Raw genomic sequence first — 17067 nt, forward strand, 5'->3', positions numbered from 1 at the left:
TTGTTTGATAGCTAGATGGCTGGGCTTGTGATATTCGGTTTTCATGCGAATACTCATAAAGCTAACTATTCTTGGATCAGCCATCAAGCAATTCAGCCATCAAGCAATCCCAAAATATTGGGACTAACCAATTCAATGCCTACAGATCAATATACTTCACCCTTATCCAGATATCCCGGTTCCGGCCTTTATCATCGGTGCAGGAGATCTTTACCGGTCCTTCTTCCGGTATAAAGAACTGGCGGTTGTGCGCTTCGCCCGATTTGTAGAACTGGTTATTGATATACCAATACACTTTATGTACATCGTTTCCCACATTGCACGAAAGCTGCAATGGTTCGGGTTTCTTTTTGCTGATGAAATATTCTGATCCATTGTGCGGCGAAGTGATTTGTGGCCCGCCATCTTTGAACACCCGTTCACAGGCGGGGTTATGCGGCGGCATTTTTTCATACATTATGTGCCGGTCTTCAAAGTAGTGTTGCATCTCGGGCAATACGGTGCGGAACCATTTCTTTTTATACCCGCTGGCTGGCATACAGGTTTTACAATAGGAGATCTTTTCATCGGCCGACAGCGCTACTTCCTGCATGTTGTTGCAAAACTGGGTAGATGAAATGAGTGGAATGAAATAATCGGTCACCGTGTTCTGGCAATGTTCTCCGGGTGGTGAACCGGTTTCTGAACATACCATGCGAATGTCGCAGTCTTTCGGCTGACTGAACCATTGCTCATCGCTGTCGTAATCGATGGTATTGAAAATTTTGAACAGCAGGGGCGTGGCAATATTGGCGCCGCTTAATTCGGGAATACCAAGGGCGGAGAAATTGCCCGTCCAGATTCCTACGGTATATTTTCTATTGTACCCAATGCTCCAGGCATCCCGGCGGCCATAGGAGGTACCGGTCTTCCAGGCGATCTTGGGCATGTGTTCCGTGCTTGACCAGTTCAACGGAAAATCGGGCCGGTTCACTTTTGATAAGATCTCGTTGATCATGAACGTGGCGGCCGGCGTTAAGATCTTTTCTCCTTTGATTGACTGATGGGCGCCCTGCGTTAATTTAGGCGGCACGTATTGGCCGTTATTGGAAAATATAGAATACAGCCCGGTTAATTCTTCCAGGGTGGCGCCACAACCGCCCAATATCAATGATAATCCCAGTTTGCGCTGGTCTTTTTTGATCTGTTGGAAATTGCATTCAGCCAGTTTTTGAATGAACGGATCTTTGCCCAGCAATTGCAATCCTTTTACGGCGGGAATATTTAAAGAATGTTCCAATGCATATTCCATCGTAACGTACCCATTAAACTGTTTGTCGTAATTCTCGGGTGCATAGCCGTTATAATTCACGGCTACATCACTGATGATCGCTTTGGGCGTCATCAAACCTTCGTCAATGCAAAGCCCATACAGCAATGGTTTTAATGTACTGCCCGGCTGACGAATGGCATTGGCGCCGTTCACCTGCCCGCCATCGATGGTATCATTAAAGTTGGCGGAACCTACATAGGTAATTACATTATGCGTTTGGTTATCGATAATGATCACCGCTGCATTTCGGATATTTTTCAGGGTGAGAATGCGAACGTAATCTGCCACCAGTTTTTCGGTTTTTAACTGGGTATTCAGTTCAATATTGGTCTTAATAATATCGCCGCCCTGTTGTTTCAGTTTCCTGGCCAGGTGCGGGATCAGTTGTGGAATGGTACCTCGGGTAGCGGTCAACGGTTCGCTGAGCGCATCGGCAATTTCTTTCTGCGTAAAGATCTTGTCATTGGCAAATTGTTGCAGCCACCGGTTGCGCTCCTTCACAATGCGGTCGTTGTGCTTTCCCATTATCAGCGTGGAAGGGCGATTGGGTATTATGGAGAGGGCGGTGATCTCGGCGAGGGACAAGTGATCGGGATTTTTTTTGAAGTAGAGAATAGAAGCCGATTTCACACCTTCAATATTGCCGCCATACGGCACAAGGTTTAAATACAATTGCAGGATCTCGTTCTTACTGTACTTCCATTCCAGTTGCAATGCGCGGAACATTTCAACCATTTTATTAAAGTACGTTCTGCGCTTCGGTTCCAGCGCCCGCGCCACCTGCATGGTTATGGTAGAAGCGCCGGACGTGCGTTTCCTGCGGAAGATATTTTTTGCAAATGCGCGCACAATGGCCAATGCATTAACGCCGGGGTGCGAGTAAAAATACCTGTCTTCTTTTTCAACAATGGTTTTACGCAATAAAGGCGAGATCTCTTCCAACTCGGTCTTCATGCGCCATTTTTCGTCCTTTGTGAGGTACGCATGCACCACTTCACCTTTGCTGTCGGTTATAATAGTAGAATATTCAATGCTGTCGGGCAGCGGGAAGACCCAGGTAAGTAATAAAAAGATAACACCTAGCGATGCAAAGCCAATCAACAGGCGTTTGCCGTATTTGATTGTTTTTACGATAGCGGGTTTGCTGCGGCTCCAGGTAGCAATACGCTTGCTCCAATTGTTTATTCTATCGCGCCATTGCGCTGTTGTGCGCATAATTCTACTTGCTTTACTTTAATAACAAATTAACAAGTGGGGTGAATAATTTGATTGTAACTTTCGGGTACAATTTCAATTCTATGGCTTTGTCAAGCCTTCCTCCTTAGTTTCCTCGCTAATTTCCGGTTTTCTTTCTATCCATAAAAGGAACACTATAATATTTAATTCCTTTTTGTATTTTAACGCCCCCAACCTTGCCCGAATTGTTCCCTTCGGTACGGGTGGGCATAACTTCGCTAATAACTTTAACCCTATATGCGTAAGCCACTGATCGCCCTGGTTACAATAGGCGTGCTTGCTTTGACTGTTATAGCCGCCTGTAATCGAAGCGCTGTTTCTCTTAGTTATACCAATGCCAAAGGTGAAGTGCAATCCCTCGGTAACCTGGTATTTCGTTTTGACAAATCCCTGGTGCCTGATTCGCTGTTGAACCAATGGGATTCTACTGAGTATATTTCTTTCGAACCAAAAATTCAGGGCCGTTTTCGTTGGGAGCATCCCGATGAACTGGTGTTCTCGCCGGCTCAACCTTTATCGCCCGCTACTTCTTATCAGGCAACCTTGCGGGGCGACCTGCTTGACCATAGTAAATATGGCAAGCTCGATAAAGACGATGAGATCAATTTTTTTACGCCGTACCTGGCTTTGGATAATACCAATGTAACCTGGATGTTGCCCGATCAACATTCAACTACCGCTTATCCGCAGGTTGATCTGTATTTTAATTATGCCATCAGCCCGGCGGTGATAAAAGACAAGATGCAACTGCAGCTCGGTGGCAAACCGCTTAAATACAATATTATTACGGAAGGAAATGATAGCAGAATTTCGCTGCGCGTAACGGGTTTGAAGCTGGAAGATAAAGACCTGGAAGCTAAAGTGAGCTTCGATAAAGGGCTGGTGCCCGATGGCGGTGTGAACGGCACCAAGGAAGCGATCGAAAATAAAGTATTCATTCCTTCTCCTTATAATCTCACCATTAATGATGTGCATGCCGAGCATGATGGGTTAACCGGGACCGTATTTGTGCGTACCAGTCAACAGGTGGTTACGGAGAATATTTCATCACTGATCCGGTTTAACCCGGCGGTGAAGTTCTCGGTTGAACAAACCGATGACGGCTTTTCGGTGACCAGTGAAAATTTTGATGCAGATAAAAGTTATGTGTTCACCATTGCCAAAGGATTACGCGGCCGTATCGGCGGCGTTCTGCGCGAACAATACGATAATAACATCGCGTTTGGCGAGCTGGAACCTTCCCTGAGTTTTGGTAATAGCAAAGCGGTATACCTGAGCGCCCTGGGCAATCAGAATATTGAAGTGCGCATCACCAATATTCCCAAAGTGAAAGTGATCATTTCAAAGATCTACGAAAGCAACCTGCTGGCAGCACAGCGGTATGGGTATAGTCCGAATGATAGCAGGCAAGGAAGCGGAGATGATGACTATTATGAAGGCGATTACTATAGCGGCGGCAACGATGTTTCTTTCGGTGATGTGATCTATGAACAGGAAATTGATTCGCGCTCGTTACCCAAATACGGTAACAGCCGACTGTTTTCATTTAATGTAGAAGATCGCCTGCCAGACTTTAAAGGGATCTACCATATTAAAATACGATCGGCTACGGATTACTGGATCAGTGACAGCCGCTTTATTTCCAAATCAGATATCGGGTTAATTGCCCGCGAAGGAAAAGATAAACTGTTTGTGTTTGCCAACTCCATTAAAACGGCGCAGCCGGTAAATGGTATGAATGTGGTGGTGTATGGTAATAACAACCAGGTGTTGGGTACCGGCGCTACCAATGCAGATGGCGTGGCAGAAGTGGTGTTTTCGCGTAAAGATTTTGCCGGGTTTAAACCGGCGATGATCATTGCAAAAACAGCCACCGATTTTAATTACCTGCCGTTCAGTAGTACCAAAGTAAATACGTCGCGGTTTGATGTAGGCGGCAAGCGCAGCAACAGCACCGGACTGGATGCGTTTATTTATGCAGAACGGGATATTTACCGGCCGGGCGAGAAAGTAAACTTTGCCGTTATCCTGCGCGATCGTATGTGGAAGTCGCCGGGTGAACTGCCGGTAAAAATGAAGTTCCTGCTGCCCAACGGTAAGGAGTTGAAGAATTTCCGCAAAACCTTGAATACACAAGGCGGCACCGATGGCGATGTGGATATTTCAGAAGCGGCTATTACCGGTAGTTATACGCTGGAAGTGTATACATCGAACGACGTATTGCTGGCAAGCAAGAATTTCAGCATTGAAGAGTTTGTGCCCGATCGTATAAAGGTGACTGCAAAGTTGGATAAAACTTCATTAGAACCAGGACAAACCGCCAGTTTCACGGTTAATGCGGTAAACTTTTTTGGCCCCCCGGCTGCTAACAGGAATTATGAAACCGAGATCCAGACAAGCGCGGCTTACTTCAGCCCCAAAAAATACAACAAGTTCGATTTTAGTATCGAAAACCAGGGAATGTCTTTCGATAAAAAAGTAAATGAAGGCAGTACCGATGAAAATGGAAATGCAAAGCAATCGTTCGAAGTGCCTGCGTTGTATGCGAACAAAGGTTTGCTGCGGGCAACTTTCTATGCTACCGTGTTTGATGAAACCGGCAGGCCGGTAAGCCGCAGCGCTACGGCCAATATCTATACACAGAAAATGTTCTTTGGTGTTGGCAGCGATGGCTACTGGTACTACCCGCTGAACCAGCAGGTGAAGTTCCCGATCATTGCACTGGATAAAGAAGAACATGTACTGAATGGGGCCCGCGCCGAAGTAAAAGTGATCAAACATGAATATCGTACGGTGCTTACCAAGAGTGGTGAGTATTTCCGCTATGAATCGCAAAAGGATGATAAGGTAGTGGCTGATCAAACTATCTCTGTCAGTGGCGAAACCGCTTCCTTTGCGTTTGTTCCGCGTTCACCCGGTGAGTATGAACTGCGGGTGGCCATTCCCGGTTCAACCAGTTATGTGAGCAAAAGTTTTTATAGTTATGGGTTCTGGGGTGGCGAAAATTCTTCGTTTGAAGTAAATACCGAAGGGAATATCGATATTGAAACCGATAAAACTTCGTACGAAGCCGGTGACAATGCCAAACTGTTATTCAAAACACCATTCAGCGGTCGCATGCTTATAACCATGGAAACCGATAAAGTGGTTTCGTACCAATATGTAAACGTGGAAAACCGTACTGCTTCGGTTGATCTGAAGGTTTCTTCAGATCACCTGCCGAATGTATTCGTTACGGCCACGCTCATTAAGCCGCATGAAGTGAGTGAAATTCCGTTAACGGTGGCGCATGGGTATCGAAGCCTGAAAGTAGAAGAGAAGGGTCGCAAGATTGCCGTGGAAATTGTGGCGCAAAAATCGGTGCGTTCACGTACGCACCAGAAGGTAACGGTGAAAGCGGCGCCGAATAGTTTTGTAACCCTTGCGGCGGTTGATAATGGAGTGCTGCAGATTACAGATTTTAAAACGCCCGATCCATATAATCATTTCTATGCTCCCAAAGCATTAGAGGTAAATGGTTATGATCTGTACCCGCTGTTGTTCCCTGAATTAAAAGCTACGTTGAGCAGCACGGGTGGTGACGGTGACCTGGAAATGAACAAGCGTACCAACCCCATGCCGGCCAAACGGTTCAAGATCGTTTCTTACTGGAGCGGTACTACCAAAACAAGCGGCAGTGGTGAAGCGGAGTTTGAATTTGATATTCCGCAGTTCAGTGGAGAAGTGCGCCTGATGGCCGTAGCATTTAAAGATGAAAGTTTTGGTAGCGGCGAAAGCGCCATCACGGTAGCCGATCCGCTTGTACTAAGTACTGCATTACCACGATTCTTAAGTCCGGGCGATACCGTGAACGTACCGGTTACTATTACCAACACCACTAAAAACACTGCATCTGCCACCGCTACCTTAAATGTGAGCGGTCCGTTGAATGTGCTGGGCGATAAACAACAATCTCTTTCACTCAACAGCAACAGTGAAGGCCAGGCCATCTTCCAGGTGGTTGCTGCTCCTGCTGTAAGTGCAGGTAAAGTGAAAGTGGAAGTGCAGGGCCTGGGTGAAAAGTTCACTGATGAAACCGAGATCAGTGTGCGGCCTGCAGCGCCTTTGCAGGTGCTTACAGGCAGTGGTTCTTTAACAGGTGGAAATGTACAACGCATCAATATTCCGTTGAATGATTTTATGCCCAACAGTACCGATTACAAATTGGTAGTAAGCCGCAGTCCGGCGTTGGAATTGGGCAAGCAGATGCGCTATCTTGTTGAATATCCATATGGCTGTACAGAACAAACCATCTCCACCGCCTTCCCGCAATTGTATTTTGGCGACCTTGCCGATCAGTTGCAAAGTAATAAAGCTGGTAAGGCAAGCGCTAACTGGAATGTATCGGAAGCCATTCGCAAGATCAAACTGCGGCAGTTGTATAACGGCGCCGTTACCTTGTGGGATGGAGAAGGTACTGAGAACTGGTGGGCGACTGTATATGCAGGGCACTTTTTACTGGAAGCACAGAAGGCTGGGTTTGAAGTTGATAAGAATGTGCTGAATGGCATTCTCAATTACCTGAACAACCGGTTGAAGAATAAAGAAACAGTATTGTATTACTACAATCAAAGCTTAACAAAGAAAATAGCGCCTAAAGAAGTGGCGTACAGTTTATACGTACTGGCATTGGCAGGCAAGCCCAATGTAAGTGGAATGAACTATTACAAGTCAAACGCTATGTTGTTAAGTCTGGATTGTAAATACCTCCTGAGTGTAGCGTATGCGGTAGCAGGCGATAAAGCGAAGTTCCGCGAGTTGTTGCCTTCATCCTTTAGCGGTGAAGTATCGGTTGCACAAACCGGTGGCAGCTTCTACTCTGATATTCGTGATGAATCCATTGCGTTGAATGCGTTGTTGGATGCGGACCCATCTAACGCGCAGATACCTGTAATGGCAAAACATGTGGCCGATAAATTAAAGCAACGTTACTATTACACTACGCAGGAGTGTTCGTTCAGCTTCCTGGCACTGGGTAAAATGGCGCGTGCTGCCAACAAGGCTACTGTTTCAGCCGATGTGAAAGTAAATGGCAAAACAGTGGGCAGTGTAGAAGGCAGTCCGCTGAAGCTAACGGCTAAACAATTGGGCGGAACAAGCATTGATATTGCCTCGAAGGGCGAAGGCCGTTTATACTACTACTGGCAAAGCGAAGGCATCAGCGTGAGCGGTGCTTATAAAGAAGAAGATAACTTTATTAAAGTGCGTCGGCGCTTCTTTGATCGCTATGGCCGGGTTGTAGATGGTAATTCGTTTAATCAGAACGACCTGGTGGTTGTTCAGATAACACTCGAGAAAAACTATAGCGGTTATATAGATAACGTGGTGATCACTGATATCTTACCGGCCGGGTTTGAAATTGAGAACCCACGTACCAAAGAAATACCGGGTATGGATTGGATCAAAGATGCCACAACGCCTACGGCATTGGATGTGCGTGATGATCGTATTAATTTGTTTGATGATCTGAGAAACGGCAAACAGGTATATTACTATGCGGTGCGCGCTGTGTCGCCTGGTAATTATCGCATGGGGCCGGTAAGCGCCGAAGCGATGTATAATGGCGAATACCATTCTTACAATGGTGCGGGCGTGATCAGGGTGAGTAAGAAATAAGAGGCTAGTAGTAAGTGGCTAGTAGCGAGTAGGAATTGGAAGAGTCGGAAGTCGGAGTTCAGAAGTCGGAGAAATTTAGAGATTGCGGGATTTAGGGATTTTGTGATTTACAATCACAAAATCCCTAAATCTCAAAATCAGAAATTGGCATATTTACCGATATTTGTTTACACCCATACCACAAAAATGCCAGCGCCTTTACTTGAAATTAATAACCTGCAGGTAGACTTTGTTACGGAGATAGGAACTACAACAGCGGTGAACAATATTTCGCTCACCGTGAATCGTGGGGAGATCGTAGCTATTGTGGGTGAATCGGGTTCTGGCAAATCAGTCACCTCATTATCTATCTTACAATTATTGCCCAGGCCGCCGGCCCGGTATACGAATGGGGAAATATTGTTCTCTGCCAATGGAGCCGAATCTTTGAACTTATTGAAGCAAACGCCGGAGCAAATGCGTTCAATTCGCGGTAATCAAATCGCGATGATCTTCCAGGAACCCATGACCTCCCTGAATCCTGTATTTACCTGCGGGCACCAGGTGCAGGAAGCATTGCGGCTGCATTTGAAGATCTCCGGAAGAGAAGCCAAACAAAAAACGATCGATCTGTTCAGGCAGGTGAGGCTGCCCAACCCCGAGCAGTTGTTTCGCCGTTACCCGCATCAATTAAGTGGCGGACAAAAACAACGTGTCATGATCGCCATGGCCATGAGCTGCGAGCCTGCTTTGCTGATCTGTGATGAACCTACAACTGCGCTTGATGTTACGGTGCAAAAGACCATTCTGCAGTTGATAAAAGAGTTGCAGCAAACGCAGCAGATGGGCGTCATCTTTATTACGCACGATTTGGGCGTAGTGGCAGAGGTGGCTGATCGTGCTGTTGTTATGTACCGTGGTGAAATTGTAGAATCGGGCAACGTAGCTGACATTTTCAGCAACCCGCAACATCCTTATACAAAAGGCTTGCTGGCCTGCCGGCCGGTATTGCATCCCAAAGGCGAACGCCTGCCCATTGTAAGCGATTTTCTGGAGCATAACCGCTCGTTTGATCCGGGTAGTTATACGCAGCCCATTGTACAACCGGCTGTTGTAAAAGAAACAGAAGCTGCTGCGAAGCGCCCTTTTATCCAGGTATCACGATTGAATGTGTGGTTCCCGTCAAAGACGAGTTTATTGGGTAAGCCATTAGAGTACATAAAAGCAGTTGATAATATCCGGTTTGAGATCTATAAAGGTGAAACGCTCGGGCTGGTAGGCGAATCGGGCTGCGGTAAAACCACCCTGGGCAGAACCTTGCTCGGATTGATTCAACCTACTTCCGGTTCGGTATATTATGATGGCACCGACCTGTCGTCGGTTGATGCAAAGACCATGACGCAAATGCGTAAGGATATCCAGATCATTTTCCAGGATCCTTATTCTTCGCTTAATCCACGCTTGACGATTGGCTCAGCCATTGCCGAACCATTGAAAGTACATAACATCATTAGCGGCAGCATGCAACGGAAAGACAAGGTAATTGAGCTGCTGGAAAAAGTAAATTTGAAGGCCGAGCATTTTCACCGGTACCCGCATGAGTTCTCGGGTGGTCAGCGGCAGCGGATCGTTATTGCGCGGGCGCTGGCATTGAATCCATCGTTCATTGTTTGTGATGAATCGGTTTCGGCATTGGATGTTAGTGTACAGGCGCAGGTGTTAAACCTGTTGAACGACCTGAAAGCGGAAATGGGTTTTACCATCGTCTTTATCTCGCACGACTTATCAGTAGTTCGCTATATCAGTGACCGCATTATGGTGATGAACAAAGGAAAGATTGAGGAGATAGGGGAGGCGGAACAGGTGTATTTTCATCCGCAGAAAGAATATACGAAACAACTGATATCGTCAATACCCCGTGGCATTCGTATTTAATGAATGATGTTTATCGTTTTTAGTTTATTGTTTATTGTTTCTTTATTCGAGACCGCCGATTATTTTGTCCGCCTTGAAATTTTTGAGCTCAACCATAAACTATAAACAATAAACCATAAACTGGTCACAAACAACTATCCCTTAGCATCTTCATATATACTTCTCCTTTTTCCCGGGCAAATTGAATATTGCGTTCGGGAATTTCTTCGGCATTGCCATAATATTGAATGGCCTTGCGAATCTGATCTTCACGTAACAAATGCAGCATCGGGTAAATGGACCGGTTGGTGTAATTGGCCGGATCGTCAGGCGTGCTGTTCTCAAATTGGTATAAGGGATGAAAAGTGGCCAACTGGTAAATGCCTTCATAGCCTTTTTGCTGCAACAATTTTTCGGCAAACGAAACCAATTGCAGATAGCTGTCGAATTCCTGGAATGCATTGGGGAAAATGAGCAGGGTAGTGGCAATGGTTTTATCCTTGTCTAACCGTTTGCATTCTTTTAATAATGCTTCCCTGGCATCTGTTCGCCTGGTAGTATGCTCCACCTGGTAATGAATGGTATCATTCTTAAACTCCCGGTTGGCGAACGGACAGAAATTTAGACCTATTACGACATCTTTTATCCATTTTTTTGTTTGGGTAATTACCGTTTGCTCATCTACCATGTGGTAAAGATAGTTCAGATTGCCTGATTGTTCGATTACTTGATTGTTGAGGTGGTTGATTGCTGAATAATTGTCAGCGTGTTCAAATTTTAGGCGTCATAGCCATCCAACAATTCAACCATCAAACCATCAATCTCTATACCGCTGACTCTTCACCATTTCCGATAAATAATTCCGGTACAAACTGAACGAACGGGCATCATAAAATACCGAAGCGCTGCTGCGCCGGGCATACAACATTTCCTTCAGCATCTTCTGCAACTGCGCTTTTACCGGTTTGTCTGATTCCAGTTTGCGGTCTTCCTGCACAGAAGTAAAGTCGTCATTCTTCACATCTATCACATCCAGTTTTTCGGGTTGCATGCCTGATGAAGCCACTTGCCAAACGATGTCGTCGCGCATACGTTTGTATTTAAAGAAGTATACATACCCTTTCTTTTGGTCGTAGGTAACCGGTAGTTTGTCGAGGTATATCAACGTGTCTATTTTATCGTAATTGTTAAGCGACTTTATGATCAGGCTTCTCGAAATATCCAGTTGGGTTTTGTATTGTTTCGGGAATTTGTCTGTCTTTTTTATGTCGTCAAGGTCTATATACATTTCACTGCGGTATTCATCCAACTGCGCGTATTTGGTGAATAAAGAATCGGGTACTTTATAATTGTTCCGCAACAAAAGAATAAATGTATTATAGAGCAAACGCCGGTCCTGGGTTTTTTGTAACTGCTCAAAAAAGGTTTGTACGCCGGGGTTTTTGGTATAGAAAGGCAGCAGCAGGATGGCATACCGGTCCAAATCGGTGTTACCGGCATCAGATACCTGGTCTTCATCCTCGTCATAGACGGGATATATGGAAACAACCGGGGCATCGGTGCGCACTGCTCTTTCCATTTTAGCCTTGTTCTCTTTGGCCAGTTGTTTTTTCAGGAGTTGTTTGGCTTCGAGATAGATCTTTGGAAAACTGGTTTCATAATCTTCCGCTTTCAGATAACCGCTGTCTACCATGGTTACCAGCAAATTCATCACATCGTTGCGGTAATCATCGATATTCATCAGTTGCAGAATGTCAGGGAAAATAACTTTTGTAAGCGACAAGGTATCGAATAGCGGCGACCAGCGGCCATAGTAAGAATTCTTTTTAATTGTTTTATTTGCGCTGGCATAATCAACATAAACCGATGGTAATCTGAATCCCCGGTTATAGGAGACGTCTTCATCCATGATCGGCGGTTCCTGTAGTACCAGGTCTTTAAATGCCAGGAACGCAGCTTTGGTGCGCTGGGCCAGCAAGGCATTTAATATGGCCGACTGCCAGTCGGCGGTATCTTTCACTTTCCAATACAATTTTTGCAGGTAGGGGGCAATGGTTGAATCCCTGAGCCGGCCCAGGTTCTCAATAAAGTATTTCTTCAGGGCCAGGTAGTCTTTCATATTCCAATGGAGCGAGTCAATAGCTGTTTTGAGCAGCGGTACATCCAATGAATCAAATCCTATCTGGTATAACGATTTGCGCGCTTTTTTAACTACCATGGAATCCTTGCTGAACAGGTCTTTCATGAACCGGGCTGTTTTTCTCGCGAACAGCGATTCGCCTTTGAGCGTATCTACCGGTTTAAACGTATTGAAGAAGCTGGTCAATAAAGGGCTTTGTTTACTAAGCGTATCGGTGAGGGTTGAAATGCTGAAAAAATGCCCGTTGTTGTAAAACAGTTTGGCTATTATCAGCCGGCTGCTGTTGGTATCTGTTAACTGTATATCGCGGCAACGCATGCCATTAGGCTGCGTGTATTCCTTGTTTTGTTTTATGATGAACGTGCTGTCGGCAAACCAGGCATTTACCGATGCATTCTTCCATAGCGCTGTGCTGTCGCTCTTATAGCTGTATTGCGGTACTTTGAAATGCATTACCAGTATTTTTTCCCCGATGGTATCATTGCCTATCAGCCGGGTGCTAAATGAATTGAAGCCATAATCATCAGATTCATCATCGGCCATCCCTGTTGATAGTCGTAGCCATTCTTCCATACCGCCCGATTCATTCTTTTTGTCGGTGGCTGCATACACCGGTGAAATAACGGAGATGCTCATGGTGGTATCAGTGCGTTCTTTGGCAGCAGGATAAATAAAAGGCGCAATAGAAAAAGATTGCAGAAAACGCTGTGCATTGGGATTGTCGTTCTTGTAATTGGCAATAACGGCATAATAAATGGGTCCCTGAATTACATATTTTACACTGCTGAAACTGCCATCTTTGTGTTTGTATTTGCTTTCCAGGCCGGGATAGCCATTGAGGGTTATAAACCGGCGGCTGAGTTGTTTGTCAATGAAATCAGAATAGCCATAGCTTTCATCCATCAGGTTCAGTTCAAAACTATCTTCTTCAATAAAGGAGTAATTGTGCAGGTTGGCTTTCATGATGAGATAGCTGTTGCCTGCTGATTCGTCGCGGGCGGCATATTCCAGCCTGTCGGTGCCAAAGCCATTGTCTTTTAGCAGCGAAGGAGGGTGAGGCAATTGTACGCTGAAGCCACCGGTGGCTGGTTGCCAGGTTTGCCAGCCTGCGTTGTCATATTCTTTCAGGCGGATAGACCCAAAGAATTCCTGCGCTTCGTTCCCGTTGTTTATGTATTCGCCATTACCGCTCATTTTAAACAGCACAATCTCAAAGGGCGTAACAAATACCTGGTAGTGTTGGTAATCACCACGGCGGGTGCGGTTAACAATGTCTAATCCCTTATAGCCGTTTTTCGTTATGGTGGTTTTCTTCAGGATCTTGCCCGGAATGTTTTCGTACAAAAGGCTGTCGATCTTTTTAAACACCTGGTCATCGGTATGTCCCCACGAAAGGCTGTTTGTTTTTATACGGGTAACCATATAATAAGCGCCATTCACCATATCGGCATATTGCACTACGTCCATGCCGTTCCAGTCGGTAAAGCGGTAGAATTTCTTCCCCGGGATAGAAACGTTGTAAAAGCCATCATCGCAGGTTTGGGTAGTGAAAGGGTTGTTGATGCGGATCTTGTCAACGGTTTCTTTTTGATGACTGTTGCGGTCGTCCATACGCACGGGGCGCATGGTATAGCCTTTTTGTCGCAATAGTTCAATAACGCCGCGTTTGCCGGGTAAATGGGCGGCACCTACGCCTACGAACAGTGACATTTTTTTTATAATAGAATCGATATTGTTGGCTTGTATTTCATTGCGTTTGTACAGGAACTTTTCCTGGAAGGCATCGGAGAAAACAGTTAGGCTTTCCAGTGAGTCCAGTAAGTCCAGGTCGCCTTTGCGGTAGGCGTCTTCCACTTTTTTAGGATTGGTCATCATACCTTCGTAATCGTAGCTTCTTCGCTTTTTGTTCTGATCGCGCAGCATGGCTTTGTAGGCTTCCATTACCAGTTTTTCGCTTTCCTGAAAGTTTTCTACCCCGCTTACCCGCTTGCCCAGTTTTTTACCGGTTTGAAAAATGTACATGTCGAGGAACGTATCTTCTTCAAAATCTTCCGACTGCCGGCCATAGGTGCGGTACAACATGCCATTGATCATAGAGGGTTCCACCGCCAGCGCTGCTTTTATGGCTTCTTCGTAACGGTCTATAGCAAAAGAGGTGATGCGCATATGGTCAGAAGGCCATTCCCACCGGTTGGAATACATGTTCAATAAATTATTACCGCTGCGGCGACCTCTGAAGAAAACCGATTGACTGTAATCATCCTGCCAGCTTTCGGGGTTGGTTTCCAAAGCCACTACGTCGGCGCTTTTGATGGCGGTATAAAAAGAATCGCCCAGGTGAAAGGCCAGCTTATCGCTCACGTGCATGGTACCGAAGAGGTAGGATGGTTTTTTGAGGCCATTGCCGCTGATCTCCCACAACAGGCTGGGGTATTTTTTGGAGGCCGGCTTGGGTAAAGCCGGGGCGGAATGCTGAGGCGCTGCTTTGGGTTTATGAACGGGCAGTTGTGCCATTGCTGGCATAACGATCGCTAGGAGCAGGACAGGCAACAAGGAGATACATTTTCTCATACAGTTCAATAATTAATGACCGGTGACTATTAATCCCGATAGCTATCGGGACCTGGCTAATGTAAAAGTGAATAGAATGAAGACTTATCTGTAAGTGCACTTTTCCCTACTCTAAATTTCGTAATAATATGCCAATTGTTAGCAGAGAGAGTACATAATGGAGATGTTAAAAAGGAAGAAAACCATAAAAAATGATGGAACGGTTGCCGGTAACCGGTTAACAGTTGCCGGTTACCGGTTGCCAGTTGCCGGGGAATACAGGTTCCAGGGCCTTGGGCCTTCCGACCTTCTGTCTTCGGCTTTGCCGTTCCCGGAAACCGGTAACTGGCAACCGGGCACCCAATAGGGAGTTTTCTGTAGCTGTGGACAATTCTTTCATATTATTGTTTTTTAAATTTGGGTTCGGGATTTTTTTTAGTTACCTTTGCCCGCTCGAATTTTAGCTTACATGATATCAAACCTGGTGCCGTAAGACCTCGTTTGTATCGGAATCGACCCCGATGTACCCTGATCTTACTCCCCCTCGTTCGTATCATGTGGCTTTTTAAAACAGTTAAAAATACACATGAAACTTTCACAGTTCCGGTTCGACTTACCACTTAACCTTATTGCCCAACACCCTACAAAAAGACGTGAAGATGCACGTTTAATGGTCGTGCATCGCAGCACCGGCCAAATTGAGAACAAGCATTTCCGCGACATCATGGATTATTTTGATGATAAGGATGTGTTCGTAGTCAATAATACCAAGGTGTTTCCGGCCCGTATGTATGGAAGAAAAGAAAAAACAGGGGCAAAAATTGAGGTATTCCTGTTGCGTGAATTAAATAAACCCAACCGGTTGTGGGATGTAATTGTGGATCCGGCCCGTAAAATTCGTGTTGGCAATAAATTATATTTTGGCGAGAACGATGAGCTGATCGCTGAAGTAATTGATAATACAACCTCGCGCGGAAGGACCATTCGCTTTTTGTGGGATGGCACCGATGACGAGTTCCGCAATATGTTGGAATTTTTGGGCGAAACTCCGCTGCCCAAGTATATCAAACGCAAGCCTGAAGCAGAAGATAAAGAGCGTTACCAAACGGTATATGCCAAGCACGAAGGTGCTGTGGCAGCGCCTACCGCCGGTTTACACTTCAGCATAGAGCTTATTAAACGTTTGGAAATTAAAGGCGTTCGTTTTGCCGAAGTAACCCTGCACACAGGCCTGGGTACATTCCGCCCTATTGAAGTGGAAGACCTCAGCAAACACAAGATGGATGCAGAGTACTATAAGATCGATGACCTGAGTTGCAAGATCGTGAACAAAGCCATCGAGGGCAAGCACCGCATTTGTTCTATTGGTACTACTACCATGAGAGCGATTGAAAGTTCGTACACGGCAGAAAAGTTGTTGAAGCCTTCTGAAGGCTGGACAAACATTTTTATCCATCCGCCCTACCAGTTCAATATTGCCGATTCACTGGTTACCAACCTGCACCTGCCTAAAACCAGTCTGCTGATCATGGTTTGCGCGTTTGCCGGTTACGACCTGGCAATGGAGGCCTATAAAAAAGCCATCAAGGATAAATACCGTTTCTTCAGCTATGGAGATGCGATGTTAGTTATATAGTTCTAAGTTTCGATATAAATAAATTGAAAGCTTCCTGGGAACGGGAAGCTTTTTTTAGTTATTGAGTTCGTTAGTTCTTAAGTTCCTGGTCACTGAATAACTTACGAACTAATGAACTTATAAGCTTTCATCGCTTAAACTTAACCGTATACGTTCTGCTGCCATTGTAAATAAACGCTTTGAACCGATCGGTGCCGGTAAACTGGATATCATCAAAATACTCCGACAACATTTCCCGGGTTTGAAAATTCAGCACGCTTATGTACAGGGTTTGAACCTTGTCGTCATCTTGCCAGGAGTACCGGATGTCCCAGGTGCCTTCATACACTTCGCCCAGGTTAGTAGTGTAGGTCACCTGGCCGTTCGATTCAAACGTGAAACGGCCACTGTTGAATACCGGGTCATACCGGCTGCCGATGCCAAAAGTATTTACATCGTATAACTCCCAGGTGCCGCCCGTGATGCGTTTGTCGTACGATTTTAAAAAGTCTTTGCTGCAGGCTGTAATGAGTAACAGTGTGATGGGGATAAAAGCCAGGTAAATTTTTTTCATATAATGGTTTTTGGCGTTACAACAAAGTTGGTCGTATTGCCGGGGATAATAAACAGGCGGGCAGGGCATTTAACTTAATATTCAGCTAAATC

Annotated in this window: 8 protein-coding genes; 4 read left to right on the forward strand and 4 right to left on the reverse strand. The window is 45.6% G+C overall.

What is annotated here, in order from left to right; genetic code table 11:
- Window positions 1–139 precede the first annotated feature (139 nt).
- Window positions 140–2527 (reverse strand): penicillin-binding protein 1C, encoded by a 2388-nt coding sequence (gene pbpC / locus FAM09_RS27925; protein WP_136580462.1) that lies wholly within the window; start codon window positions 2525–2527, stop codon window positions 140–142.
- A gap of 258 nt (window positions 2528–2785) precedes the next feature.
- On the opposite strand from pbpC, the gene FAM09_RS27930 reads away from it, so the two are divergent.
- Both FAM09_RS27930 and FAM09_RS27935 read left to right on the forward strand, forming a co-directional pair.
- On the forward strand, window positions 2786–8203 hold the full coding sequence (locus tag FAM09_RS27930; protein WP_136580463.1) for an alpha-2-macroglobulin family protein: 5418 nt from the start codon (window positions 2786–2788) through the stop codon (window positions 8201–8203).
- 186 nt (window positions 8204–8389) lie between these two features.
- Window positions 8390–10117, forward strand: a complete 1728-nt coding sequence (locus tag FAM09_RS27935) for an ABC transporter ATP-binding protein (protein WP_136580464.1) — start codon at window positions 8390–8392, stop codon at window positions 10115–10117.
- A 124-nt stretch (window positions 10118–10241) separates the two neighbouring features.
- On the opposite strand, the gene FAM09_RS27940 is transcribed toward FAM09_RS27935, so the two are convergent.
- Together FAM09_RS27940 and FAM09_RS27945 are read right to left on the reverse strand one after the other, a co-directional pair.
- A complete protein-coding gene (locus FAM09_RS27940; protein WP_136580465.1) occupies window positions 10242–10784 on the reverse strand; it encodes a DUF1415 domain-containing protein in 543 nt (180 codons plus the stop codon).
- Window positions 10785–10913: 129 nt separating this feature from the next.
- On the reverse strand, window positions 10914–14807 hold the full coding sequence (locus tag FAM09_RS27945) for a TraB/GumN family protein (RefSeq protein WP_136580466.1): 3894 nt from the start codon (window positions 14805–14807) through the stop codon (window positions 10914–10916).
- A gap of 163 nt (window positions 14808–14970) precedes the next feature.
- Between FAM09_RS27945 and FAM09_RS27950 the strand changes: the two genes are divergently transcribed.
- Both FAM09_RS27950 and queA read left to right on the forward strand, forming a co-directional pair.
- Window positions 14971–15153 carry a hypothetical protein gene (locus FAM09_RS27950; protein ID WP_166437289.1) on the forward strand — a complete coding sequence of 61 codons (183 nt, stop codon included), beginning with the start codon at window positions 14971–14973 and terminating at the stop codon, window positions 15151–15153.
- Between the two features lie 219 nt (window positions 15154–15372).
- Window positions 15373–16422 carry a tRNA preQ1(34) S-adenosylmethionine ribosyltransferase-isomerase QueA gene (gene queA / locus FAM09_RS27955; RefSeq protein ID WP_136580468.1) on the forward strand — a complete coding sequence of 350 codons (1050 nt, stop codon included), beginning with the start codon at window positions 15373–15375 and terminating at the stop codon, window positions 16420–16422.
- Between the two features lie 127 nt (window positions 16423–16549).
- On the opposite strand, the gene FAM09_RS27960 is transcribed toward queA, so the two are convergent.
- Entirely contained in the window at window positions 16550–16975 is a 426-nt protein-coding gene (locus FAM09_RS27960; protein ID WP_136580469.1) for a hypothetical protein, read from the reverse strand.
- Window positions 16976–17067: the final 92 nt, after the last annotated feature.

The sequence above is a fragment of the Niastella caeni genome (genome assembly GCF_004834005.1).
Taxonomy (GTDB): domain Bacteria; phylum Bacteroidota; class Bacteroidia; order Chitinophagales; family Chitinophagaceae; genus Niastella; species Niastella caeni.

What these genes read in the sequence shown, in the direction of transcription:
- pbpC (WP_136580462.1), bottom strand. Translation starts at nt 2,527, where the DNA reads ATGCGCACAACAGCGCAATGGCGCGATAGAATAAACAATTGGAGCAAG.
- FAM09_RS27930 (WP_136580463.1), top strand. Translation starts at nt 2,786, where the DNA reads ATGCGTAAGCCACTGATCGCCCTGGTTACAATAGGCGTGCTTGCTTTG.
- FAM09_RS27935 (WP_136580464.1), top strand. Translation starts at nt 8,390, where the DNA reads ATGCCAGCGCCTTTACTTGAAATTAATAACCTGCAGGTAGACTTTGTT.
- FAM09_RS27940 (WP_136580465.1), bottom strand. Translation starts at nt 10,784, where the DNA reads ATGGTAGATGAGCAAACGGTAATTACCCAAACAAAAAAATGGATAAAA.
- FAM09_RS27945 (WP_136580466.1), bottom strand. Translation starts at nt 14,807, where the DNA reads ATGAGAAAATGTATCTCCTTGTTGCCTGTCCTGCTCCTAGCGATCGTT.
- FAM09_RS27950 (WP_166437289.1), top strand. Translation starts at nt 14,971, where the DNA reads ATGTTAAAAAGGAAGAAAACCATAAAAAATGATGGAACGGTTGCCGGT.
- queA (WP_136580468.1), top strand. Translation starts at nt 15,373, where the DNA reads ATGAAACTTTCACAGTTCCGGTTCGACTTACCACTTAACCTTATTGCC.
- FAM09_RS27960 (WP_136580469.1), bottom strand. Translation starts at nt 16,975, where the DNA reads ATGAAAAAAATTTACCTGGCTTTTATCCCCATCACACTGTTACTCATT.